Raw genomic sequence first — 23,143 nt, forward strand, 5'->3', positions numbered from 1 at the left:
TTAACCCTTCTCCCCAGAGATCGACACCGGGCCATAGGGATACTTCGCGTTGGGCTGGTCGGCCCAGTCCATGAAGTCCGCGCGCGCGCCCGGGAAACCCACCATCTTCCAACCCACCATGTTCTTGTTGCCGCCATACATCGGATCGGCGAAGAAGCCTTCCTTGGTGTTGGAAAGCAGGAAGCTGAAGAACGTCGTGGCAGGCACGGTTTCGAACTTGATCTTGCCGCCCTGCAGGTCCTTCAGGATCTGCTCCTGCAGCGGCTTGTCCAGTTCGGCGTAGGCCTTGCCGTGCGTCTTCACGCACCAGGCGTCACAGGCCTCGATGCCGTGGCGATAGACCTCGCGGGGATTCTGGTTCAGCTGGTAGCCCAGTTCCGGCACCTGGTCGGTGTGGAACGGACCTTGCATGTACCAGAGCTTGCCGTGGCCGAACGGGGTTTCCATCTGGCGGTCGATGAACTCCGGCACGCCGGCCTCGATGGCGCCGGGACCGTACTGGTCTGCGGGAATCAGATGATCCACCGCGGCCACGATGAAGGCCCATTCGGCCTTGGTGAAATAGGTGGGTTCGTAAGGCTTGGCCGCGCGCGCTGCGGCGCTATCCGGCTCGTTGGCACAGCCGGTGGTCATTGCGCCCACCGCCAGCGTCGACGCCGGCACAATGGCCAACGCCTGCAGGAACCGCCTGCGCGGCTTTGCGTCTTCTGTCATAGACATCTCCGTGAATACTCCAAGTTGTCCTAGCTACCGAACATGAACCTGGGAACACGAACCGCCGAGCTAGTGACAACACGCTCTTCGCTTGCAGAAAATCGACCCGATCCCCACGACATGGAGCTTGGGAAAGGGTGCGCACATTATGCGCTTTTTAGGCCATCTGATACGCTCAGATGACCATATCAGATCGATTTTCTTGACATGAAAATAAGTTTTGCATTAAGGACAAAGTAAGAAACCCGCTTGCGCGGGTTTCATGGCACTGCGGTGCGCGGCTGGCGCGCGCTTGCGGCTTTGCCGCGGACGAGGCGCTATGGTCAGGACTCGTCGAACAGGCGGCCGTATCCGGGCCTGGCCTTGCCCCCTCCCCCCGCAAGCCGCACTGCGTCCCAGAACCCTGCAGGCGAACTCGACACCACCGGCACGCCCAGACGGCGCTCGACTTCGGGTATGGCGTCCAGCGTCAACAGGCCGCCGCAAGACAGCAGGATGCCGTCGCTATCGGGCGCCGCCTCGAATGCGCGCACGCACAGGTCGACCAGCGTGTCCGTATCCACGCGCCCCATGGCTTCGACGCCCGTGATGCCGAGGCTGCGGCAACCGGTGGGAACCAGTCCTTCCTCGGCCAAAAATGCCGCCAGGCGCTCGTTCACATCGTCGATATAGGCCGTCGCCAGCGCGACGCGCTGCACGCCCAGGGCGCGCAATCCGTTCAGGACCGCCGTGCTCATGGTCGTGCACGGCAGTCCGGTGGCTTCGCGCATCGCCTCGGTCAACGCGGCATTGAAGGCCGCGCCCCGGTAGAAGCTGAGCGAGGTGCCCATCAGCGACACCACCGCGGCGCCCTGCTCCCGCAGGCGGCGCGCATGGTCCACCACCGATTCGATCACGGCGTCATAGCCTTGCGGCGTGACAGAGCCCAACCCCAGTCCGCTGGCGATAAAGGGCAGATCGGGATAGAGCCGCGCCCCGTCCGCCGGCACCAGGCCCGCGGCGGGCGGCACGATCATGCCGATGGTGGGGGTGCTTGATTGCTGCATGAAAAGTTCTCCTGCTGTGGATACCGAAAATCTCAAGGGGCGAAGGTCAGCTTGGCGCGCGAGATCAGGTCGACCCAGCGTTGCTCCTGCACCGGCAGCCATGCGGCAAGTGCGGCGGCAGGCTGGTAGCGCACCAGCGAGCCCTGCGCGATGAACGCCTCGCGCAGCTTGGGCTGGGCCAATACCTGCGGCAACGCCTGCGTGATCTTTTCCAGCGCGGCAGCCGGCGTCTTGGCCGGCGCCAGCAGGAAGATCGCGGGGGTCGCGTCAAAGCCCGGCAGCGTCTCCGCCACCGTCGGCACATCCGGCAAGCCGGGGAACCGCTCGGCGCCCAGCACCGCCAGGATGCGTATACGTCCTGCGCTCGCCTGCGGAATCACTGCCGGCAGGCTGGAAATGGCGGACGACACCTGATCCGATGCGACCGCCTGCGTGGCCGGGCTGCCGCCCTTGTATGGCACATGCACCAGGTCCACGTCGGCCATGGACTTGATCAATTCGCCACCCAGATGGTGCATGGACCCCACGCCCACCGAGGCGTAGGTGTAGTGGCCCGGTTCCTTGCGCGCCATGGCCAGCAGATCCGGCAGCGTCCGCGCCGGGCTGGCCGCAGGCACGGCCAAGGCCAGCCCGGCGTCGCCCACCATTGCAACCGGCGTGAAGCTCGTGCCCATCCGGTAATTGACCTTCGGATAGATGTGCGGCGCGAGCAGCAGCGACGTATCCGCCAGCAGCAGGGTCGCGCCGTCGGATTCGGCCCGCGCCACCACGTCGGCGGCGATGGTGCCTCCCGCCCCCGCCCTGTTCTCAACCACCACCGGCCGCTCGATCGCCTGCGCCAGCCCCTGGGCCAGCAGCCGCGCCAGCGTATCGACGCCGCCGCCGGGCGAAAACCCGACCACGATCTTGACCGGCGTGGTCTGCGCCTGGACAGCCGGACTGGCGGCGGCGATGAACACGGCGGCCGCAAGGCCTGCAAATCGATGCAACACGGCGAGTCTCCTGCTTCTGTTTTTGATCGATGGCGCAATAGCGCCGGACAGCATCACGCCCCGGCCGGCGCCGGTAAACGCGGTGGACAAGGTTCAGTTGACCGGCTTGGTATGCCTGGCCGCGGTGCGCGGACCATACAGCCAGGCAAGCGTGGCCGCGGCGGGCGCAGCCTGCTGCTCCGCGCGCATGCTGCCTACCGCCGCGTAAAGGCCCTGCGGAAAGCGTTCGGCGAATTCGCGGAACTGCTGCCCCCCCTCGACGATGTGGCGGGTGGCGGCCTGCGAGGCGGCACGCTCGTCGCCGTCCAGCACCGCCTCCAGCACGCTGGCGTGTTCCCGCCATGAACAAGCCAGGCGACCCGGCTGATCGAAATGCCGCAAGCGGTACGGGTGCGTGCGCTTGCGTATCGCCATAATCTGCTGGATCAGGTAGCTGTTGCCGCTGGCGCGATAGAGGACGTCGTGGAACTGGAGGTTCGCCGCCGCGTAGCCGCCAGGACGGCTTGCGGCCCGAGCCGGCTCGGCGTCGCGGTGGGCTGCCAGCAGTTCACCGCGCCCGGCCCGGGTGATGCGCTGGCTGGCCAGCCCCGCGCACAGTCCTTCCAGGTAGGCCAGGGTTTCGAACATATTGGCCAATTCGTCGGGTTCGAGCGCGGCCACGAATATGCCGACACGGGGCTTGATGTGCACAAAGCCCTGGGCCGAGAGTTGCAGCAAGGCGTCGCGCACCGGCGTGCGCGAAACGCCGCAACGCTGCGCCAGCAACGCCTCGTCCAGCGCCAGGCCCGGCGGCAGCTCGGCATTGACGATCTGATCCTCCAGCGTCTGCCGTATCCGATCAGCCGCCGTGGCGGGGTAAGGCTTCTGCATCACGATTCCTTGCTGGCAACAGTGGAAGAATTATCGTCAGGGATATCTGATATATCAACGCACGGCGGCAGCCCGGCAAGCTGCGGGCCCTGCTGATTTCCTTGACATGAAAACACCTTCTGCATTAATGACTAGGCCGGCGGCCCTGGACGCGATCCGCACACCTATGGACGAGCAATGAACAAAGAAACCAAGACCTGGCGCAGCACTACGACGACGCGCAGCTGGAGTGCCGCGAAGGACCTCACGCCTGAACAGCGCGCCAACATCGAAGATCTGCTGGACGGCGGAATGGACGGCGCCACGGTCAACGAGACCTGGAGCTATGCCGGCATCGAAAACGGCGAGTCCTTCAAGGTCGAGATCAAGAATGGCGCGGTCACGGTCAATGGCCGCAAATACGACAGCCTGGACGAAGTGCCGCGCGCCGAACGCGAACGCATCGAGGCATTGCGCGCCGGCCAGGGCGATGGCGGCCTGTGGGACATGCTGCGCAATGCCGGCGTGGACGTGGAAAATCTCGCGCCGGGATTGAAGCCGCAGGGCGCGAAGCCGGAGTTCGTGATCGAGACCGATGAGCCGACGCCGACCCGCGCCCCGACGGCAGCCGTCCAATCGGACCCGAACGCGGGCCTCCCTCCGGGCGCCGTGCCGGCCAAGGGCGGCGGCCTGCGCAGGACGCTGCTGATCGGCGTCGCGATCGGCTTGGGCTGGTGGGTGGCGCGGGCGCTGAACCTGTTCTGAAGCGCCCGGGACTGCGCAACGCGCCCGGCGAATTGTTTCAAAACTTGGCCGGCGCACGCAGCATTGCCGCCCCCGACATGCATGGAAACATAAGGACAAAACCCGCCAGGAGCGACACGCCTACGATCTGGGATTCCCGATGCGCGCGGCCTGCGCGCCTGGAGTCCGGATGCGCGTACTGCACTCGCTCAGAGCCCGTGTCGCAGCCAGCCTGGCAGGCATAGGCTCTCTGGTCGCCGCGGCCAGCGTGGCGATTTACGGCGCCTACGGCAAGCTCAACCGCGTGTCCGAACCCGTGTATGGCGCCGATATCTCGATCCAGACCGGCCAGTGGCAGGTGGTGCCGCGCCGGGCCTGGACCGCCTCCACGCCCAAGGTCTACGGCGTGCCGCTCAAGCCCGGCGCCACGGCGCTGGTGGTCGAGGCCGACCTCACCAACCGCACCGCCGAATCGAGCGCCGACTATCTCGGACTGCTGCGCTGGAATGCACCGCCGGGATCGGCTGCCGGCAAGCCCATGGTGGTCGGCCTGCGCGACTCCCAGCAAATGCCTTATCTGCAGCCCGGCCTGCCCGAGCGCATGGCCTTCGTCTGGATGCTGCCCCCCGCGGCCGCGGTTCCCATGCGCACCGCGCTCGCGGTGCAGAGCAAGATCTACAAGCCCGTCGACAACCTGTATGGCGCGCCGGGCTGGTTCAATCCCGCGAACGTGGGCCGGATCGAGTTGCCGATAGCCCCAGGCGGCGCGCCGGAGTCGGCCCCATGAGCGCGCGGCTGGGCACGCTGCTGCTGGCGCTGGCCGCCGCGCTGGCTCTGTACGCCATGCAGCGCACCACGCCCCGCTACATGGCGCTGACCGGCCCCATCACGGCAAGCGGCGCCATGGGACAGACGGTGAGCGCCAGGCTGTTCGACGTCACTGTGGAGCGCGTGCAGTTCGCGCAGCAGCTGAACTACAAGAGCCTGAGCGCCACGCAGACGCGCACGACGGGCGGCGTCTGGGCCATCGTCTGGCTGCGCCTGGCGGCACGGGACACGTCGGCCACGGTCGGCGAAGCCGCCTGGCTCGGACCCGGCGGCCTGGCCTACCGCCATACGGACCGCCTTGCCCTCGCGCGCAACCAGCCGCCCCACGCCTTGGAACCGGGCCTGCCGCGCACCGTGCGGCTGGTGTTCGAGATCCGGCCGGATCAGGCGCGCGGCGCCACGCTGCTGCTGTCCGCGCGCTATGACCCGCGCCTGGATTCGCAGGTGCGCATTACGCTGGACGACGTCCCGCTGGACGCCTCCGGCCGGCCCATCGCCGCCGCCAACCATGATCTGGAACAGGAGGCCGCCCCATGAACGATGCGGCCGCGAGCGAACGCCGCTGGCGCCGCCGCAGCCTGTGGCTGCTTCCTGTGCTGCTCGCGCTGACGCTGTACTGGAGCGGTCGCGACAGCGTGGCCCGCTGGCTCGCAGGCCGTGAATTGCAGCCGCGCGAAATCGCGGCGGGCGCGCAGGCGCCGCTGGGCGGCGCGCAATGGCAGCTGCGGCAATTCGCGGTACTGGAACCACCTGCCGGCAGGGGTTGGCAGCCCGGCTCGCGCGCCGCGCTGGCTGCTTTCTCCGTGCAGGTGCAATCTGCCGATCTGCCCACGCGCTGGCGCGGCTGCCGTATTGCGCTGCACGACGCGCAGGGACGCACCTGGCTGCCCGCCATCGCCCCGGCGCTGCGCCTGCCGCGCGGCACCGCACGCGGTTGCGTGGCGGCGGCCCACAGCGGCGCCGCACCCGGCGCCAGCGTCGAAATCATGGAAGCCTTCATGGTGCCCGCCGACGCAGCCGCGCCCTGGTCTATCACCGTGTCCATCGACGCCGAACGGCCCGCCTACCTGCGCTTCGCGCCGCCGGAGCCTGCCGGCTGACTCACGCTGCTGGCGCGGGCGCCGCGCTGCGCATCTTCCAGGGTGCGTAAGCGCATTCCAGCACGGCCGCAAGAAAGCAGATGCGCACGGGTTCGATCAGCAGGCCCGTGGAAGAATCGCGGAAGGGGCTGCCGAACAGCAGCGAAACGCCATGCGCCAGCACCTGCCAGGTATCCAGGTCGTGCGGACCGATCAGGCGCGCCGCGCCGTACCACAGCCACGCGGCGCCCCAGTCGATCAGGCGGTAGCCCACGATGAGCGTAACCAGCAGCAGCGCGCTGCTGTGAAAGGCCAGCCGCACGCCGCTGGCCAGCGGCAGATAGCGCTTGCGGTAGCCGGCCACGAAATGCTCGACGAAATCGCGCAGAAAACGCGGCACGGCACGGTAGCGATCGCCCAGCCGTTGCAGCCGTTCATAGCGCCTGAGATCGGCATCGTCGCGCACGTCATAGCCATAGACCAGTGCGGCCATCACCAGCCATATCACCGGCAACAAGGCATAGAAGAACAGGCTGAGCAGCGCGGCGCCCAGGCCGCGCCCCTGCGCCTCCACGGGCGTCATGCCCGCCGCCCAGGCATTCGTGACGGGCGTCAGCATGTTCATCAGGGACTGCAACAACGCCTCCAGGCCGCGCCGGTCGGCCAGCCACTGCCACGCCTGGTCCTTCCAGCGGCTGATGACGTACAAGCCGATCAGCACCCAGTTGGTTTCGCACAGCACCACCAGCCATTGCCAGCGACCCTTGCCGGTGCGGTCGCGCGCCGTCACCGCCGCCTTGCGCACCAGCCAGGAAATCGCCACCGACACCAGCAGCCAGCGGGAATCCAGCGCGTCCAGCACATTGCCGTGCTCGCCCAGCGGATCCAGCCCATAAGCAAGACGCGAGTATTGCCGCACGATGTCGCCCAGGAAACCCCAGGCGGCGTAGTAGGCGAAGAACGGCAACAAGGCCACGGTCAGCGCCCGCCCCAGACGTCCGTTGCTGCCGCCGGCCTCCGCCTGTCCGGCGCGCGCCGCTTCCTGTGCGCTTCGCAAGGCTGGCAGACCCGGTAGCAGCACCAGGAACATGGCGACAGTGGTGACCAGCTGCGCCAGGGCCACCAGCGTAAGCACGGCCAGGCCGGCCAGATGGTTGGCGAAGCCGGTCTGCGCCGCCACCCACAGCAGCACATCGCGGGCCAGCGTGCCTGCCAGCACCAGCGCCATCAATTGCGGCCAGAACCGCAGCCACAGCCGGCCGGTGAGCGCCCATGGCGCGAGTACGGACTCGAGCATGCCTACACCCTGCAGTGCGCGGATTGAAGCGGACGATGTTAATGCCGCCCGGACGCGCGGAGTGTTACCGCTCGCCACGATTGCGCACAGGGTGTCAATATACGGACATGAGCACATTGACATTCCGCCCCGCCACCGCCGACGACGTCCCTGCCTGCCTGACGATCCGCGGCCAGACGAGAGAGAACGCATTTTCCGTGGAGGAACTGCACGCATTGGGCATCACCGAGGACAGCTGGGCCGCTGGCGTGCGCGCGGGCGACCTGCCCGGCTTCGTCGCCTGCGCGCACGGCCGGGTGACAGGCTACTGCTTCGGCGACCGCGAGACCGGCGAAATCGTGGTGCTGGCGCTGCTGCCCGAAAGCGAGAACCAAGGCGCGGGCAAGACGCTGCTGCAACTGGTGGTCCGCCATCTGGCCAGCCTGGGACACGAACGCCTGTTCCTGGCATGCGCCAGCGATCCCGCCGTGCGCTCCCATGGCTTCTACCGCCACTTGGGGTGGACGCCCACCGGGGAGCGCGACGAGGCTGGCGACGACATCCTGGAACTGTCGATCAGATAGTTTCCAGGCGCCAGCCTTCCCTGCCCGCAACCAGCCGGTGCGTCAGGTCCAGACGCTCCATGAACGCGTCGTCATGGGACACCACGACCAAGGCGCCCCGGTAGGCGCGCAGCATCGCCTCCAATGCCTGCATCGAAGGCAGATCCAGGTGATTGCTGGGTTCATCCAGCAACAGCAATTGCGCGGGCGGGTCGGCGTACAGCGCGCAGGCCAGCGCGGCCTTCAGGCGCTCTCCCCCGCTGAGCTCGCCGCTGGGCGCCGCGATCTTGCGCGCGTCCAGCCCCAGTTGGGCCAGGCGCGTGCGCAAGTCGGCTTGCGTCGCGCTGCGATTGGCCGCCTGCAACTGCTCCAGCACCGGCCGCTGCGGCGCCAGCATGGCCAATCCCTGGTCCAGATACACGGCCTTTGCCGCGACCCGGCAGGTTCCGCCCGGTGCCTGCAGCTGTCCCGCCAGCACCTTGAGCAAGGTCGACTTGCCGCAACCATTCGGACCGACCACGCCCACCCGTTGCTGCCCGCCCAGCGTAAGGTCGATGCGGCGCGTGGCGGCCGGAACAAACGGCAGCTCCACTGCATCCAGTTCGGCGACGCGCCGCTGCGCCGGCATCGCGGCGGGCGGCGCATGCAGCACGATGGCGTCCTGGTCGTCGACCTGCGCGGCCGCCTCGCGCACGCGCAAGGCAAGCCGCTCGCTGGCCGCCGCATGCTGGTGGCGCAGCTTGCCCGCGGAAGTTTCACTGCGCGCCTTCTGCCGGCCCAGCAGGATCTTGGCCTGATTGGCGTCGCGTGCCTGACGGTTGCCGCGCGCCTGGCGGCGTTCCTGGCGTTCGTGCTGTACACGCAGGGCCTGTTCCTCGCGTTGGCGTTCATGCTTGCGCTGCTCCAGCAGCGACAGCGCATTGCTCCGTTCCTCTTCCTTGCGCTGCGCGTAAAAGCTGTAGCCGCCCCCATACCCGCGCAGTCCTAGCGTCGACAATTCCACGATGCGCTGCATCGCCTCCAGCAATTGCCGGTCGTGGCTGATCACCAGCAAACCGCGCGGCCAGCGTTGCAGCTGCTCGGCCAGGGCCTGCCGGTTCGGCCTGTCCAGATGGTTGGTGGGTTCGTCCAGGATCAGGAAGTCGGCGTCCGACAGCAACGCGCCGATCAAGGCGACACGCATGGCCTCGCCGCCGCTGAGCGCGGCGGCCGGCGTCGCCGCATCCAGATGGCCCAGGCCGCAGCGTTCCAGCTCCTGCTGCAACGCGAGGCGCGCCCCCCAGCGCTCGCCCACGATGTCGAAGTCCTCGGCGGCGGCGCTGCCCGCTTCGATGCGCTCCAGCGCAGCCAGCGTGGCCTGCATGCCCGCCAGGCCGCCCACGGTTTCCGCCACGCCGGGCGCCGCCTGCTGGGCCAGGTAATGCACGCTGCCCGAGCGCAGGCAGCGGCCGTGGGCCGGCGGCAGCTGCCCGGCAAGAATGCGGGCCAGCACGCTCTTGCCCACGCCATTGCGGCCCACCAGCCCGGTAGGCCGCAGGTCGAACTGTTCGTCGAGACCGGAGAATAGCGTTCTGCCGTCCGGCAGAACATAAGACACGCCTTCCAGCGCGATATAGGGATTCGTCATGTGCAATTCCAAGGATGCCAAGAACTCCCCCTGCTCTTTGGGGGTGGGTGGAGACTGGCCGTCGCGTAGACGGCGGCATCAGTGGCGCATGGCGAATGACTCCTGGTGAGGTGATGAATACCGCATTGTAATGGGGATCACCGCCTGACCTGGGCATCCTGCTCGATCGTGGCGAGCAGAACGCGCCTGAGGGCGCTGGTCAGATGGCTGCGCGCCTCGTTCTCGAACAGCCCGACGGTGCGCTGCGCGGAGGGATCATCGAAGTAAGCCACGCGCAGCCGCGGATCCTCCTCCCAATGCGCCGCGCGCGTCAGCGGAACAATGGTCACGCCGACATCCTGGTGCACCAGTTCAACCATGGTCCGCAGCGAATTGATTTCCAGGTACTCGCCAAACTTCAGGTGATTCCTGCGGACGAAGGCATCGATCAGCGCCCCCGTGTGCGTGTCGCGCGAAGGCCGCAGGAAGAGCCGCCGCGCCATCAGGCTGGCCACGTCCGCCTTGCCCGCCGCCTGACGGTTGGCGATGAACACAAAGGGTTCTGTGTAGAGCGGCGTCCATTGCGTGCCCGAAGGCAGCTTGTGGGCGTTCTTGACCGCCAGCGCCGCGTCCAGCTCCCCTGCCCGCACGCGCAGCGACAGGTCGCCGGAAAAACTGATCACCGGCTGCACGTTCAGCTTGGGATGCGAGTCCCGCAGGGTCAGTACGGCGCGCGCAAGGAACGCCATGGACGTGCCCACCGACCCCACATCGATGGAACCCACCAGCTCGTCGCCGGCCGGGCCGTCGCGCAGGTCGTCGTACACCGCCAGCAGTTGCTCCGCGCGCGGCAACAGCCGGTGTCCGCCTTCGCTCAGCGACACGATCTTGCCGCTGCGGTCGAACAGGGTGACGCCCAAGTCGTCTTCCAGCGCGCGCATCTGCAGGCTGACCGCGGCCGGCGTCAGCGACACCCGTTCCGACGCCGCGGCGAAAGACCCGCTGCGCGCCACGGCGACGAAGGTGCGGAAGAAGCGGATCGAGCTCATCGGGTGGGCGCCATATCGGTAAGAAGAACTTTATATATCACAAAGTAATTTTAGTTTTACTTCTTTATGACAGGACGTCAAAGTTACGTCGTCCCGCAGCCGAGCCGGCATAGCGGCCCCGTCAACCGTATCGTCACCATCGCGCTGCCGCGGCAGGCGCCGGGACGTGAGCTACGAGCCCCCTATGCTTCGCTTCGCACTCTCGCGCATCGGAATGGCCATACCGACACTGCTGATCGTGTCCGTCGCCGTTTTCGTGCTGATCCGCATGATCCCGGGCGATCCGGCCCAACTGCTGCTGGGCGACCTTGCCGACCCCGCCAGCCTGGAAGAACTGCGCCAGCGCATGGGCCTGGACCTATCCTGGCCCGCGCAATTCGCCTTGTGGTTCGGCGACCTGCTGCAGGGCGACCTGGGGAAATCCATTACCACCGGCCAGGCCGTGCTGTCCCTGGTCTGGGACCGCTTCCTGGTCAGCGCCCCCATCGTGCTGGCCGCCGTGGCGGCCGCCGCCCTGGTCGCGGTGCCGGCCGGCATCATCGCCGCCTGGCGCCAGAATCGTGCCACCGATATCGCGCTGGTCGGCATGGCCACGCTGCTGGTTTCCATCCCCACCTTCTGGCTGGGCCTGCTGCTGTTGCTGCTGCTGGGACTGAAGCTGGAATGGCTGCCGGTCGTGGGCTACGTGTCGGTGTCGGAGGACGCGGTCGCCGGCCTGCTGTACCTGGCCATGCCCATCCTGACGCTGTTCCTGCACGAGATCGGCGTGCTGATGCGCATGGCGCGCGCCAGCGCCCTGGAGGTCCTGCGCCTGGATTACGTAACCCATGCCCGCGCCAAGGGCCTGAGCGAGCGCGCGGTACTGACCCATCACGTATTCAAGAATTCCTTCGGCCCCACCTGGACCCTGATCGGCCTGGTGCTCGGCAATCTGCTGGGCGGCATCGCGGTGGTCGAGACCGTGTTCACCATACCCGGCCTGGGCCGCCTGCTGGTCGATTCCATCTTCGCCCGCGACTACCCGGTGATCCAGGGTTGCCTGCTGTTCGTCGCGGTCATCTACGTGCTGGTCAACCTGTTCGTCGACCTGCTCTATCCCGCCTTCGATCCCCGCGTTGGAGCGGAGTAAACCGCCATGCAACTGACTACAGCCATCAATCCCGTGAAACCGCGGCGCCGCCGCCTGCCCGCCAATGCGGCCATCGGCGGGGTCATCATCGCCATCGTCGTGGGCGCCGCCCTCATCGGCGCCGTCTGGACCCCGCGCGACCCGCTGGGCATCAGCTTCGCGTCCCGGCTCAAGCCGCCAGGCGCCCAGTTCTGGCTGGGCACCGATGAATTCGGCCGCGACGTGCTCAGCCGCCTGATGGTGGGCGCCTCGACCAGCGTCTGGATCAGCCTCTTGACCGTTTCGTTCTCCATCGTGCTGGGCACCGCCATCGGCGTGCTGACCGGCTTCGTGCGCGGCTGGACCGACCGCATCATCATGGCCTTCAACAACGCCCTGCTGGCCTTTCCCGGCCTGCTGCTGGCGCTGGGCCTGCTGGCGGTGGTAGGCGCCAACAAGTACGGCATCATCCTGGCGCTGGGGCTGGCCTATACGCCTTCGGTGACGCGGATCGTGCGCGGCACGGTGCTGTCGCTGCGCGAGAAGGAGTTCATCGAATCCTCGCGCGTGCTGGGCAATTCCGAGCTCTACACAATGTTCCGCCACGTGCTGCCCAACTGCGTCGCGCCGCTGACGGTTCTGGCGACTTCCATGTTCGGCTGGGTCATCCTGGCGGAAAGCGCCCTGTCCTTCCTGGGGCTGGGCGTGCCGCCTCCCGCGCCGACCTGGGGCAACATGCTGGCCTCGGCCCGTCCGTTCATGGCGCAGGCGACGTATCTCAGCATCTTCCCCGGCATCTGCATTTCGCTCACGCTGCTGGGCATCAACCTGCTGGGCGACGCCGTGCGCGACCGCCTGGATCCGCGCATGCGTACGGGTGAATGACATGACGACCAAGCATATGGACGCCGGCGCGACGCTGGCAGAGGTGAACGGCCTGACGCTGACCGTGGGCGCGGGCGGCCGGGAAATCGTCAAGCGGGTCAGCTTCTCCATCAAGCCCGGGGAACTGGTCGGCATCGTCGGCGAATCGGGCAGCGGCAAGACCCAGGCGGCGCGCGCCTTGCTGGGCCTGACGCCGCCGCCGCTGGTGCGCGCGGCGGGCTCGATCACGTTCGAAGGCAAGTCGCTGACCGACGCCCGCCCCGCCACCCTGCGCAAGCTGCGCGGAGCGCGCATCGGCATGGTCTTCCAGGAGCCGATGACCTCGCTCAATCCTTCCATGAAGATCGGCCGCCAGCTCGATGAAGGTCTGGCGCTGCACCGCAAGGACCTGTCCGCCGCCGCCCGCAAGCAGCGGATACTGGAGATGCTGGCGCGCGTCGGCCTGCGCGACCCCGCGGCTGCGCTGGACGCCTGGCCCCATGAATTCTCCGGCGGCATGCGCCAGCGCATGATGCTGGCCGCCGTCATGCTGCTGGAACCCGCCCTGCTGGTGGCCGACGAACCCACCACGGCATTGGACGCCGTGGTGCAGCGCGACGTGCTGGAACTGATGCTGGAGCTGACCCGCGCCCGCAATACGGCCGTGCTGATGATCAGCCACGACCTGCCCATGGTCGCCAAGTACACCGAGCGCATGATCGTGATGCGCCACGGCGAGATCGTGGAAACAGGCACCACCCAGCAGATCCTGGACCGTCCCGCGCATCCGTACACGCGGCAATTGCTGGCGGCCATGCCCATGCGCGGCCCCGCCCGTCCCATTCCGACCGAGGCGCCCATCGTCGACGTGCGCCAGCTGCTGGTGGACTACGCCGGCCGCCAGCGGCTGTTCGGCCGCACCCAGGCCAAGCGCGCCCTGCACGGCATCGACCTGCAGATCCGGCCGCGCGAGGTGGTGGCGGTGGTGGGCGGATCGGGTTCCGGCAAGACCACGCTGGGCCGGGCCATCGCGGGGCTGCTGGCCCCCACGGACGGCGGCATCTACTTCCGCGGCAAGCCCATTGCGCAGACGGGCGCCGCCTGGAACGACTACCGCCTGAACTGCCAGATGGTGTTCCAGGATCCCTATTCCTCCTTGAATCCGCGCATGACGGTCGGCGAGCTCACGGCCGAAGGCTTGCGCCAGGTCGACGGCATGACGGCGGCGCAGAAGGCCGAACGCGTCCAGACCGTGCTGACCGAGGTCGGGCTGGGCCCGGAGTACGCCAGGCGCTACCCGCATGAATTGTCCGGCGGCCAGCGCCAGCGCGTGGCGATAGCCCGCGCCATCGTACGGCGCCCCGCCTTCGTGATCGCCGACGAGCCGGTCTCGGCGCTGGACGTGACCGTGCGTGCGCAGGTGCTCAAGCTGTTTGCCGAATTGCAGCAACGCCACGGCTTTTCCTGTCTGTTCATCAGCCACGACCTGGGCGTGGTCGAGCAGGTGGCAGACCGCGTGGTCGTGATGCAGGACGGCCAGATCGTCGAACAGGGCCTGCGCGACCAGATCTTCGACGCGCCCCAGCATCCCTACACGCGCAAGCTGCTGTCGGCCATTCCGGCCCTGGAGGCCAACGACAGCGGCGGCGTACGCCTGAAATGGCGGTTCGACCAATGACGCCCGCAGCCCCGCAGGCATAGGAACAGACATGGAAGCGCAAGCCTACTTTCCGCTGGTCGAGGTGGCCGGCACGCCTTACCAGCGCGGACTGCAGCACGGACGCCTGGCCGCCGCGCGCGTGCGGCGCAGCGCCGGGATCTACGCCCGTGCGCTGCAAGAGCTGCGGTACTCGCCCGCGGACCTGCGCCGGCTCATCGCGAACTTCTCGCGCGCCGTCGAGGATTTCGAGCCTGCCTACCTGGACGAGATGCGCGGCATCGCCGAGGGCGCCGGCGTTTCCTTCGAAGACGTGCTGATGATCAACGCCCGCACCGAGATCGTGGCCCAGGCCCGGCGCGCGCAGCTTGCCGGTTCTGCCGCGGTGGCAAGCGACGAATGCACCGGCGCTGCCATCCTGCCTACCCGCAGCGCCAACGGCAGCTTCCTGCAAGGCCAGAACTGGGACAACCGCCAGGACTGCGCCGACACCATCATCATCCTGCGCGTGCTGCGCGACGACGGCCCCGACCTGCTTACCTTCGTTGAAGCCGGCGGCCTGGCGCGCTATGGCATGAACTCGGCCGGTTTGACCCTGAACGGCAACGGCATGTCCTCCAGCCGCGACTACCAGCAGGACGGCGTACCCCTGCCGCTGGTGCGCCGCAAGGCCCTGGAACAAGAGCACTACGCGCTGGCCCTGCAGATCGTCACCGGCACGCCTAAAGCGTGTTCGTGCAACCTGATCCTGGGCACGCAACTGGGCCTGGCGCTGAGCCTGGAATGCGCGCCCGACGAGACCTTCCTGGTCTATCCCGAGGACGGCCTGCTGGTCCACGCCAACCATTGGACCAGCCCTGTGGCGCTGGGCAAGCTGAAAGAGACGGGCATCGCCAGCTCGCCGGAAAGCCTCTACCGCGACCAGCGCGTGCGCCAGCGCCTGTCCGCCGCGGGCAACAAGCTCGGCGTGCAGGACCTGAAGGCCGCCTTCGCCGATACCCACGCCACTCCCTTTTCCGTCTGCCGGCCGGGGCGCGTCAGCGCCCAGGGCTATGCATCCTGCACCACCGCGGCGCTGATCATGGAACCCGCGGCTGGCGTGCTGGAGGTCGCGCGCATGCCCTGGCAGGGCGCCACCTACGCCCGCTATACGGTGGAGCGCGGATCCTCCCCTTCTTTCTGAACGTCTTCCGGCTGCAAACCGCTCACAACAAGGACCCATCATGAAACGACCTCTGTATGCGTACACCGCCCTGGCCGCCCTCCTGACGGCCGCCGCGCCGGCCCTGAGCGCCACCGTGCTGCGCGCCCACCAGGACGCGGACATCCGCAGCAGCGATCCTGGCGTCAACCGCGACGCCAATACCGATGGGGTGATCCTGCACGTGGTTGAAGGACTGGTCGGCTACAACGCGAAGGGCCAGCCCGCCCCCTTGCTGGCCGAGAAGATCGACGTATCCGAAGACGGCAAGACCTACACCTTCCACCTGCGCCAGGGCGTGACCTTCCACAACGGCGCGCCCCTGACCGCGGACGACGTGGTCTGGAGCTGGAACCGCTACATGGATCCCAAGACGGGCTGGCGCTGCCTGACCGACTTCGATGGTCGCATCGGCCTGAAAGTGGAAAGCGCCGCCGCCACCGATCCCGCCACCGTCGTGTTCAAGCTGGACCGGGCCGCGCCGCTGTTTCTCGATTCGCTGGCGCGCAGCGATTGCGGCATGACGGCCATCACCCATCGCGACTCCGTCAAGCCCGACGGCACCTGGGACAAGCCCATCGGCACCGGCCCGTTCCGCTTCGCGGAGTGGCGCCGTCGCGAATACGTGAGCCTGACGCGCTTCGAGAACTACGCCAACCGGCCGGGCAAGCCCGACGGCTATGTGGGTTCCAAGCGCCCGCTGGTCGACGAAGTGCGCTTTGTCGTGATCTCCGACCCGGCGACGGCCAAGACCGCCCTGGCCAGCGGGGCTATCGACGTGATGTCCAAGGTGCCGTATTCCGAGGTCGCTGAATTGGCGCAGAACAAGGCCATCAGCACCAATGTCTCGCCCCAGTTGGCGCCTTCCACGCTGACGATCCAGACGCGCGACAAGCTGCTGTCCAATCCCTATCTGCGCCAGGCCATCGCCGCGGCGCTGAACTACAAGGAACTGGTGGCCGGCGTGACCTACGGCCTGACCGAGCCCAACAACTCGCTCGTCCCCGTAGCTTCGCCCTACTATGGCGAAGCCGAAAAGCAGGGCTACGTCTACGACCTGGCGCGCGCCAAGGCGCTGCTCGCCAAGGCCGGCTACAAGGGCGAGAAAATCGTCATTTCGACCAACAAGCGCAATCTGCCGAACTACGACGCGGCCGTGATCACACAGGCAATGCTGCAGCAGGCCGGAATCAACGCCGACATCGAGGTGCTGGAATGGGGCGCCCAGCAGGACAAGTGGCAGAAAGGCAATTACCAGATGATGTCGTTCTCGTACTCCAGCCGCATGGACCCCGCCCTGAACTTCGAGGCCGTCACCGGCGACAAGAGTTCCCAGCCGCGCAAGCTGTGGGACGACCCCGCTGCCCGCGCGCTGCTGGAAAAGGCCACCAACGCCACGGCGCCCGCCGAACGGCAGGCCTTGCTGGATCAACTGCACCGGCTGATGCTGGAGCAGGTCCCCATCATTCCCCTGTTCAATACCTTGAGCACGGGCGCATACCGCAAGAACGTCCAGGGCTTCGAATCGTCGATCTTCGGCGCGCCGCTGCTCTGGGAAGTCTCGAAGGCCGACTAGGAACGCCACCATGAATCAAACCCTGTATCTGCTGGGCGACATCAACCTCAAGGGTGTGGACGACGCCAGCGGCCTGTTCGACCGCGTCAGCCAGCCGCTGCGGCAAGCGGACCTGGTGTTCGCCAACCTGGAATGCTGCCTGTACGACCTGCCCGAGCACGCCCAGGAGCGGCGCGGCTTCTATACCTCCCCCCGGCACGCGCAGGTCCTGCGCGACGCCGGCCTGCAGGCGGTGGGCAACGCCAACAATGTCAACATCGGCCATGAAGCGGTGCTGTCCTCGCTGGCGGCCTTGCGGAACGCTTCCCTGTCCAGCGTGGGCGCCGGTGCGAACGCCAGTGCCGCCCGCGCTCCGCTGATCGAGGTACGCGACGGCGTGCGCTACGGCTTCCTGCAGCGCACCGCCGTGTACTGGCCGGACAACCATGAAGCCACCGCGCACCATGCCGGCGTCGCCATCATCCGCGGCCATACCGCCTACCGGCCGCGGCTGGAAATGCAGGCGGCGCGCACGCGCCCCGGCGTGCCGCCCGAAGTGCTGACCTGGGCCGATCCGGAGTCGCTCGCGCAATTCCGGGCCGACGTGGCGGCGCTGCGGGAACAGGCGGACGTCGTGATCGCCTCGCTGCACTGGGGCTACCGGCGCGAAGTGCTGCAGTACCAGCGCGAGTACGCGCATGCGGCCGTCGAGGCCGGCGCCGACATCGTGCTGGGACATGGCCCCCACATGATCCTGCCGATCGAACTGCATCGCGGCAGGCCCATTCTTTACGGCAGCGGCAATTTCTCCTTCCAGGTCGCCCACCAGGCGGACGCGCATACGGAGTGGACCGGCATGACGGTCCGCGTCGACATCCGCGACAAGCGCCCCGCCGCCATGCAGTTCCGTTTCGTGCAGCTCAACGACGCCAACCAGACCGTATTCCTGCCCGCGTCCGACGTGGCCCAAGAACGCGACCTGCTGATCCGCGCATCCGCCGCGCTGGGCGCGGACCTGCACGCCGACGGCGATGCCCTGCTGCTGGACCTGACCGGCCACGCCGCCTCCTGAACATCCGTCTCCCCCATTTGATGCTCCCATGAAATACGCCCCGTTTCCCCTAGTCTCGATCTCCGGCGCCCCCTTTGAACGCGGCGTGCAGTACGGCCGCGCCGTGCCCGAACGCATTGCCCGCAGCGCGCGGCACTATCGCGGCGAACTCGACAAGATCGGCACTTCCATGGCCGCCCAGGCTGCCCTGATCAAGGAGTTCGCAGACCAGATCCAGAAGTTCGACCCCGCGCATACCGAAGAAATGCGCGGCATCGCGCAAGGCGCGGGCTGCGCCTTCGACGACGTAGCCCTGATCAACGCCCGCACCGAAGTCATCGCCAAGGCGCGGCTGCTGGCCAAGATGGGCAACCTGGACCCCGCCGAGGGCGAATGCACCGCCGCCCTGGTCATGCCCGGGCGCAGCGCGACCGGCACGCTGATCCATGCCCACAACTGGGACTGGGAACCCGACGCCTGCGACAGCACCATCGTGCTGCGCGCCACCCTGGAAAGCGGCATCACCTTCCTGACGCTGGTGGAGGCCGGCGGCCTGGCGCGGCACGGCTTCAACTCGGCCGGCATCGGCCTGACCGGCAACTATCTCAGCAGCGACCGCGACTACACGCAGTCCGGCGTGCCGCTGAGCAGCGTGCGGCGCGCGGTGCTCTGCCAGCAGCACGTCGCCATCGCCATGCAGCTGATCGCCGCCACGCCCAAGGCCTGCTCCAGCAACATGATCGTCAGCCAGAACGGCTGGGTGATCGACTTCGAATGCGCACCCGACGAGAGCTTCACCTTGCTGCCGCAGGACGGCCTCTTGACCCATTCCAACCATTTCATGAGCGAAGTCGCGCTGGGCAAGCTGCGCGAAGCGGGCCTGAAGAATGCCGTGGACACCTATTACCGGGCCTGGCGCGTGCGCCAGTTGCTGGACGCCTGCGGCCCCCGGATCACGGTGATAGACGTGCGGCGCGCCCTGGCGGACGACTGGGCCACGCCTTATTCCGTCTGCCGCCCGCCGCGCGGCACGCTGACTGGAGGCCGCTCGGCCACCGTCGCCACCCTGGTGCTGGACACCGCAGGACTCACAATGGATATCGCCGCCATGCCGTCGTTCGGGCAGTTCTTCACCCGCTATGGCCTGGAGGGCGAGGCCTATCCGATCGACTGAACGGGTTGGGCCATGAGCGCATGTTTTTCATGCGCATCGCCGGCGCGAAGGAATATTGCCGGGGCCCGCCTTGCAAATCCTGGACGAGATCGGGACGCTGGCGCGGGCAAGCGCTCTCAAAATGCGCAGGACCGTCATCCCACCAGCGCTTCCAGTTCCTTGGAGGCAGAACGCGAAACGCGCTGCCCTTCCTTTGCCGCATTGACCTGCAAGGCCACGCGCGCCACGTCGATGACTTGTTCGACCTGCGGATAGCCGCCCTTGGCCTGCAACCAGGCCAGCACGTCCGCCAGGTGCCAGATCGAGGTACTGCCCTCATGGACCGGCAGCGGAAAGCTGTCTGGATACGCCAGCATCAGTTTGCGCATGTTCTGGCGCGAGACGCCGACGATCTCGGCCACATCAGTCAGGCCCACCAGATCGGGTGCGGCCTCGATCAGCTTGGCGGTTGGAACCGCGCGCCTGACGTCTGCCAGCGCCGAGCGCACGGCGGATTCCGCGCTTTCAGCCTCGCGGGTGAACTCCAGCGCGATGCGTCCCGGCAGCCCGGTGCCGACCAGGGCATCGTCGCAACCGGCCGCACCCAGGCGTTCGACCAATGCATCCATGTCATGGTCGCCGTCGGCAAGCTGGTACTTCAAGGTGAAGGTGTATTCCATCGCACTACTCCCATGCGCCGCCGTCAGCCCTAGGCAAGTGGCGGTGCGCAGTACAGTTATTTACGACGCGCAGCAAGGCGCGCGCATGATTGCCGGGGTTCTTCGGGGTGCTCCAGATGCTGGTGATGCAGAATTCGCCGCAGCGGCAGTCCGCCAGATTGCTGGGGCAATAGATCCGCCCCCATGCGTGGCTACCGCCAACCTCCACACGCCAGCCGCATTCTTCGGCATGGTGCAGTGCTGCCTCGACCTCTTTTTTGGGATGGGACGGACGAGCCATCATTGGTATCCAGTATGAAGACATAAGAATAGGTTGTCAATAGACAACCAAGCCACAGCTTCAGGGGATGCCAACAGCGTCGGGCGTCGTGAACGAACGGCGTTCTTTGCGCCATGGCCGCCGGTCCTGAAAGCCGACATTGCAGCTTATCGAGGGCGCTCGCGGGAACCAAGGCGGAATCCGTCTGAGAAACGGACGAAAAGGCTGGAATGGCTTGCGGGTTCTACCATCGCGGCCCATCACCGGGCCGCGCGCTCACCAAAGGATGATCTGCGAACAACGGAACAGCGACAGCTTGCGGCCGCTTGCGTCGACCACGGTCGCCGACCAGACCTGGGTCGTGCGCCCCATGTGCTCCGCCACCGCCTCTACGGTCAGCACGCCTTCCCGAGCGGTGCCCAGGAAGTTCGATTTCAGCTCCAGCGTAGTGAAGCCCTTGGCCCCTTCGGGCAGATGCGCCAGGGTGGCGTAACCGGCGCAGGTATCGGCCAGCATCACCTGCGAGGCTGCGTGCAGATAACCGTTGGGCGCCATCATCCACGGCGCCACCGTCATTTCCATGGACATGCGCCCTTCCTCGATTGACAGCGGCCGCACGCCGAAGGTGTCAGGCAACGTGCCGCGTTGCCGTTCGAAGAGACTTTCTATGGTTTCGGGAGAGCGCAGCATTGCGTTTGTCCTTTGTACAGGTTGTCGAGAATCAGGAAAGTACTACCGCTGGCGCTTGCCCGCCATCAACGCAGCGCACGCAAGCACAGAAGCGCCAGCCAACACCCCGCCCAATATCAGCGTTGGGCTGCCGCCCGCCAGGCTGGCCAACGCCGTCATGCCACCCGCGCAAGCCATCTGCAGGCCGCCCAGCAGCGCGGACGCCAGCCCGGCCTGCCGGCTGAAGGGTCCCAGCGCCAGCGCAGTGCCCAGCGGATTGACCAGTCCCATGCCGAACAGATACAGCGCCACGGCGGCCGTGAACTGCGACAGGCCGCTATCTTCGCCGCCCGCCAGCAAGGTCAGCGCGCCCGCCAGCGCCACCGCGCAGCCGGATCGCGCCACCCTGGCCGCGCCAAAGCGGTGAGCCAGGCGCGGCGCCAGCATGCCGGCGGCGAACACCACAAACACCGTGCAGGCGAAGAACAATCCCAACTGCAGCGCGCTCAGACCGAGACGCCCCATGAGCATGGCTGGCGTGGCAGCAAAAATGGCATACAGGCCGCCGATGACCACGCTCACGGCAGACGCCGGACCGATGAACCGGACATCCCGCGCCAAGTCCGCATAGCCGCGGAGCACGGCAGCGGGCGTCGCCGCAGCGCGCCGGTCGGCCGGATGCGTCTCCCCCACCGTCGCCACATAGGCCAGCGCCAGAACAAGCCCCAGCACCGCGACCAGCGCAAAGCTCGCGCGCCAGCCCGGCCCGTACTCCATCGCGCTGCCCAGCAGAGGCGAAAAGCCCGGCGCGGCGGCCATGGCCACCATGGTCAAGGCCAGGGTGCGCGATAGCGCTTCGCCTTCGAACAGGTCGCGCGCGATGGCCCGCGACAGCACCGAGGCCGCGCATACGCCCAGCGCCTGCACCACCCTGCCCGCCACCAGCAGCGGCAAGGTCGACGCCCACACGCAGACCAGGCTGCCAGCGATGAACAGGACCAGTCCACCCACCACCGGAGCGCGCCGTCCCCAGCGGTCCGACAGCGGCCCGACGAACAATTGCCCGATGGCGAAGGCCAGGAAAAAGCTCGACAGCACCAGTCCCATATCGCGGGCGTCCACGCCCAGTTCGGTTGCCATGCTGGGAAACGCCGGCAGGATAATGTTGGTGGACAGCGCGCCCAAGGCCGCCATGCCGGCAAGCACGGCCAGCAGGCGCCCGGTCAGGCGCGCAGGCGCCGCACTGCCCGGCGCCGCAGCGGAGATGGCGGTGTCCATGGTTCAGACCGCGGCCGTGTAGCGTTGTGCAACGGCGCTGCTGGACAGATGGGGCGCCATGGCCAGGCGCGCGGCCTCGTAGGCGTCCCATTCCTCGCCAGCATGCAGCGAGGGAATGGTGACCTTCTCGCCGCGCGCGAAGCCCAGCAAGGCGGCGTCGACCAGGTCTTCGGCGCGCATCACGATGCGCTGGTCCAATGTTTCCACCGGCCGCCCGCCGATGGCCCAGAAGTCCGTGGCCGTGGCGCCGGGCAGCACAGCCTGGACCTGCACGCCAGTCCCGGCCAGCTCGTGTTGCAGCGACTGGCTGAACGCCAGCACGAATGCCTTGCTGCCGCCATAGACGCCATTAAGGACTTCGGGCGCAAGCGCCACGACGGAAGCGATATTGATGATGGCGCCCCGGCCTCGCGCGACAAAGCCCGGAACCGCCGCATAGGTCAGCCGCATCGGCGCGGTGACGTTCAGGTCGACCATGCGCGTCATCTGCTCCACGTCGCTTTGCAGCAGCGGCGTATGCGTGCCGATGCCGGCGTTGTTCACCAGCAAGGTAATGCTGGCGTCCTGGCGCAGCTGCTCTTCGACGCGGGCCAGCGACGCGCGGTCGCCCAGGTCCGCCGCCAATACCTCCACCGCGCGGCCGCTGCGGGTGCTGATGGCGCTGGCCAGCGCGTTCAGGCGTTCGCGGTTGCGCGCGACCAGGATCAGGTCGTAGCCCTGCTGCGCGAGCTTTTCCGCGTACAGCGCGCCGATGCCGCTGGATGCGCCCGTAACGAGGGCAGTGCCGGGTTGGGTTTGTGCCATGGTGAGACTCCGTAGGGGTGATTGCGATGGAAGCCATATTGCGGCTTGCAGCCCATGGCGTAAATGACGTATATAGTCATAAATAAGGACATTGACGCAGGACATACGCGGGGCCATA

The 23,143-nt window shown here is 67.3% G+C and carries 24 protein-coding genes; 12 read left to right on the top strand and 12 right to left on the bottom strand.

The annotated features are described in order from the left end of the window. The 4 genes from AC1RHV_RS05515 to AC1RHV_RS05530 all read right to left on the bottom strand — a co-directional run bounded on the left by AC1RHV_RS05515 (nt 1) and on the right by AC1RHV_RS05530 (nt 3,622). Nucleotides 1–714 (bottom strand): gluconate 2-dehydrogenase subunit 3 family protein, encoded by a 714-nt coding sequence (locus AC1RHV_RS05515; protein WP_492299993.1) that lies wholly within the window; start codon nt 712–714, stop codon nt 1–3. A 323-nt stretch (nt 715–1,037) separates the two neighbouring features. Further along, on the bottom strand, nt 1,038–1,760 hold the full coding sequence (locus AC1RHV_RS05520; protein WP_175161428.1) for an arylmalonate decarboxylase: 723 nt from the start codon (nt 1,758–1,760) through the stop codon (nt 1,038–1,040). Nucleotides 1,761–1,792: 32 nt separating this feature from the next. Further along, nucleotides 1,793–2,752, bottom strand: coding sequence for a Bug family tripartite tricarboxylate transporter substrate binding protein (locus AC1RHV_RS05525; protein WP_346545475.1), 960 nt, complete (start codon nt 2,750–2,752; stop codon nt 1,793–1,795). A gap of 93 nt (nt 2,753–2,845) precedes the next feature. After that, the gene (locus AC1RHV_RS05530; RefSeq protein WP_175161432.1) at nt 2,846–3,622 is read right to left on the bottom strand and encodes a GntR family transcriptional regulator; all 777 of its coding nucleotides are present in this window, start codon (nt 3,620–3,622) and stop codon (nt 2,846–2,848) included. 177 nt (nt 3,623–3,799) lie between these two features. Here AC1RHV_RS05530 and AC1RHV_RS05535 point away from each other — a divergent pair, with 177 nt between their 5' ends. The 4 genes from AC1RHV_RS05535 to AC1RHV_RS05550 all read left to right on the top strand — a co-directional run bounded on the left by AC1RHV_RS05535 (nt 3,800) and on the right by AC1RHV_RS05550 (nt 6,273). Next, complete coding sequence (locus tag AC1RHV_RS05535; protein ID WP_192328239.1) at nt 3,800–4,366, top strand: hypothetical protein; 567 nt, start codon at nt 3,800–3,802, stop codon at nt 4,364–4,366. Between the two features lie 169 nt (nt 4,367–4,535). Then, on the top strand, nt 4,536–5,132 hold the full coding sequence (locus tag AC1RHV_RS05540) for a hypothetical protein (protein ID WP_175181308.1): 597 nt from the start codon (nt 4,536–4,538) through the stop codon (nt 5,130–5,132). Further along, a complete protein-coding gene (locus tag AC1RHV_RS05545) occupies nt 5,129–5,710 on the top strand; it encodes a hypothetical protein (RefSeq protein ID WP_492299996.1) in 582 nt (193 codons plus the stop codon). Before AC1RHV_RS05540 ends, AC1RHV_RS05545 begins: the two co-directional genes overlap by 4 nt. Next, nucleotides 5,707–6,273, top strand: coding sequence for a hypothetical protein (locus AC1RHV_RS05550; RefSeq protein ID WP_054456364.1), 567 nt, complete (start codon nt 5,707–5,709; stop codon nt 6,271–6,273). The genes AC1RHV_RS05545 and AC1RHV_RS05550 overlap by 4 nt, the downstream gene beginning before the upstream one ends. Before the next feature lies 1 nt (nt 6,274). Here the strand turns inward: AC1RHV_RS05550 and AC1RHV_RS05555 are convergent, their stop codons facing one another. Continuing rightward, nucleotides 6,275–7,549: a hypothetical protein gene (locus tag AC1RHV_RS05555; protein ID WP_192352413.1), complete on the bottom strand. Its 1,275-nt coding sequence runs from the start codon at nt 7,547–7,549 to the stop codon at nt 6,275–6,277. A 107-nt stretch (nt 7,550–7,656) separates the two neighbouring features. Between AC1RHV_RS05555 and AC1RHV_RS05560 the strand changes: the two genes are divergently transcribed. Continuing rightward, entirely contained in the window at nt 7,657–8,112 is a 456-nt protein-coding gene (locus tag AC1RHV_RS05560; protein WP_119451378.1) for a GNAT family N-acetyltransferase, read from the top strand. On the opposite strand, the gene AC1RHV_RS05565 is transcribed toward AC1RHV_RS05560, so the two are convergent. Both AC1RHV_RS05565 and AC1RHV_RS05570 read right to left on the bottom strand, forming a co-directional pair. Next, nucleotides 8,105–9,718, bottom strand: a complete 1,614-nt coding sequence (locus AC1RHV_RS05565) for an ATP-binding cassette domain-containing protein (protein WP_175161443.1) — start codon at nt 9,716–9,718, stop codon at nt 8,105–8,107. The two genes, AC1RHV_RS05560 and AC1RHV_RS05565, sit on opposite strands and share 8 nt — an antisense overlap. 137 nt (nt 9,719–9,855) lie before the next feature. Further along, nucleotides 9,856–10,746, bottom strand: a complete 891-nt coding sequence (locus AC1RHV_RS05570; RefSeq protein ID WP_054456360.1) for a LysR family transcriptional regulator — start codon at nt 10,744–10,746, stop codon at nt 9,856–9,858. 184 nt (nt 10,747–10,930) lie between these two features. Here AC1RHV_RS05570 and AC1RHV_RS05575 point away from each other — a divergent pair, with 184 nt between their 5' ends. From AC1RHV_RS05575 to AC1RHV_RS05605, 7 genes are read left to right on the top strand one after another with little or no spacing between them, the layout of a single operon-like run. After that, on the top strand, nt 10,931–11,875 hold the full coding sequence (locus AC1RHV_RS05575; RefSeq protein WP_054456359.1) for an ABC transporter permease: 945 nt from the start codon (nt 10,931–10,933) through the stop codon (nt 11,873–11,875). A 6-nt stretch (nt 11,876–11,881) separates the two neighbouring features. Next, the gene (locus AC1RHV_RS05580) at nt 11,882–12,739 is read left to right on the top strand and encodes an ABC transporter permease (protein WP_054456358.1); all 858 of its coding nucleotides are present in this window, start codon (nt 11,882–11,884) and stop codon (nt 12,737–12,739) included. A gap of 1 nt (nt 12,740) precedes the next feature. Next, nucleotides 12,741–14,396 (top strand): ABC transporter ATP-binding protein, encoded by a 1,656-nt coding sequence (locus tag AC1RHV_RS05585; protein WP_054456357.1) that lies wholly within the window; start codon nt 12,741–12,743, stop codon nt 14,394–14,396. Nucleotides 14,397–14,427: 31 nt separating this feature from the next. Further along, nucleotides 14,428–15,558 carry a C45 family autoproteolytic acyltransferase/hydrolase gene (locus tag AC1RHV_RS05590; protein WP_492300001.1) on the top strand — a complete coding sequence of 377 codons (1,131 nt, stop codon included), beginning with the start codon at nt 14,428–14,430 and terminating at the stop codon, nt 15,556–15,558. A gap of 40 nt (nt 15,559–15,598) precedes the next feature. After that, nucleotides 15,599–17,152 carry an ABC transporter substrate-binding protein gene (locus AC1RHV_RS05595; protein WP_054456355.1) on the top strand — a complete coding sequence of 518 codons (1,554 nt, stop codon included), beginning with the start codon at nt 15,599–15,601 and terminating at the stop codon, nt 17,150–17,152. Nucleotides 17,153–17,162: 10 nt separating this feature from the next. Further along, nucleotides 17,163–18,203, top strand: coding sequence for a CapA family protein (locus tag AC1RHV_RS05600; RefSeq protein WP_492300003.1), 1,041 nt, complete (start codon nt 17,163–17,165; stop codon nt 18,201–18,203). 28 nt (nt 18,204–18,231) lie between these two features. Beyond that, nucleotides 18,232–19,356, top strand: a complete 1,125-nt coding sequence (locus tag AC1RHV_RS05605) for a C45 family autoproteolytic acyltransferase/hydrolase (RefSeq protein ID WP_175181315.1) — start codon at nt 18,232–18,234, stop codon at nt 19,354–19,356. A gap of 134 nt (nt 19,357–19,490) precedes the next feature. On the opposite strand, the gene AC1RHV_RS05610 is transcribed toward AC1RHV_RS05605, so the two are convergent. The 5 genes from AC1RHV_RS05610 to AC1RHV_RS05630 form a co-directional block, all read right to left on the bottom strand. Next, a complete protein-coding gene (locus AC1RHV_RS05610) occupies nt 19,491–20,015 on the bottom strand; it encodes a helix-turn-helix transcriptional regulator (RefSeq protein ID WP_492300005.1) in 525 nt (174 codons plus the stop codon). Between the two features lie 4 nt (nt 20,016–20,019). Next, on the bottom strand, nt 20,020–20,295 hold the full coding sequence (locus AC1RHV_RS05615) for a hypothetical protein (protein WP_082401177.1): 276 nt from the start codon (nt 20,293–20,295) through the stop codon (nt 20,020–20,022). Between the two features lie 255 nt (nt 20,296–20,550). Further along, entirely contained in the window at nt 20,551–20,964 is a 414-nt protein-coding gene (locus tag AC1RHV_RS05620; protein ID WP_054456351.1) for a PaaI family thioesterase, read from the bottom strand. Nucleotides 20,965–21,006: 42 nt separating this feature from the next. Beyond that, the gene (locus AC1RHV_RS05625; RefSeq protein WP_192352408.1) at nt 21,007–22,221 is read right to left on the bottom strand and encodes a multidrug effflux MFS transporter; all 1,215 of its coding nucleotides are present in this window, start codon (nt 22,219–22,221) and stop codon (nt 21,007–21,009) included. A 3-nt stretch (nt 22,222–22,224) separates the two neighbouring features. After that, nucleotides 22,225–23,025 (bottom strand): SDR family NAD(P)-dependent oxidoreductase, encoded by an 801-nt coding sequence (locus AC1RHV_RS05630; RefSeq protein ID WP_054456349.1) that lies wholly within the window; start codon nt 23,023–23,025, stop codon nt 22,225–22,227. Nucleotides 23,026–23,143: the final 118 nt, after the last annotated feature.

The organism is Achromobacter sp. GW823-FHT04E03 (assembly GCF_058796095.1).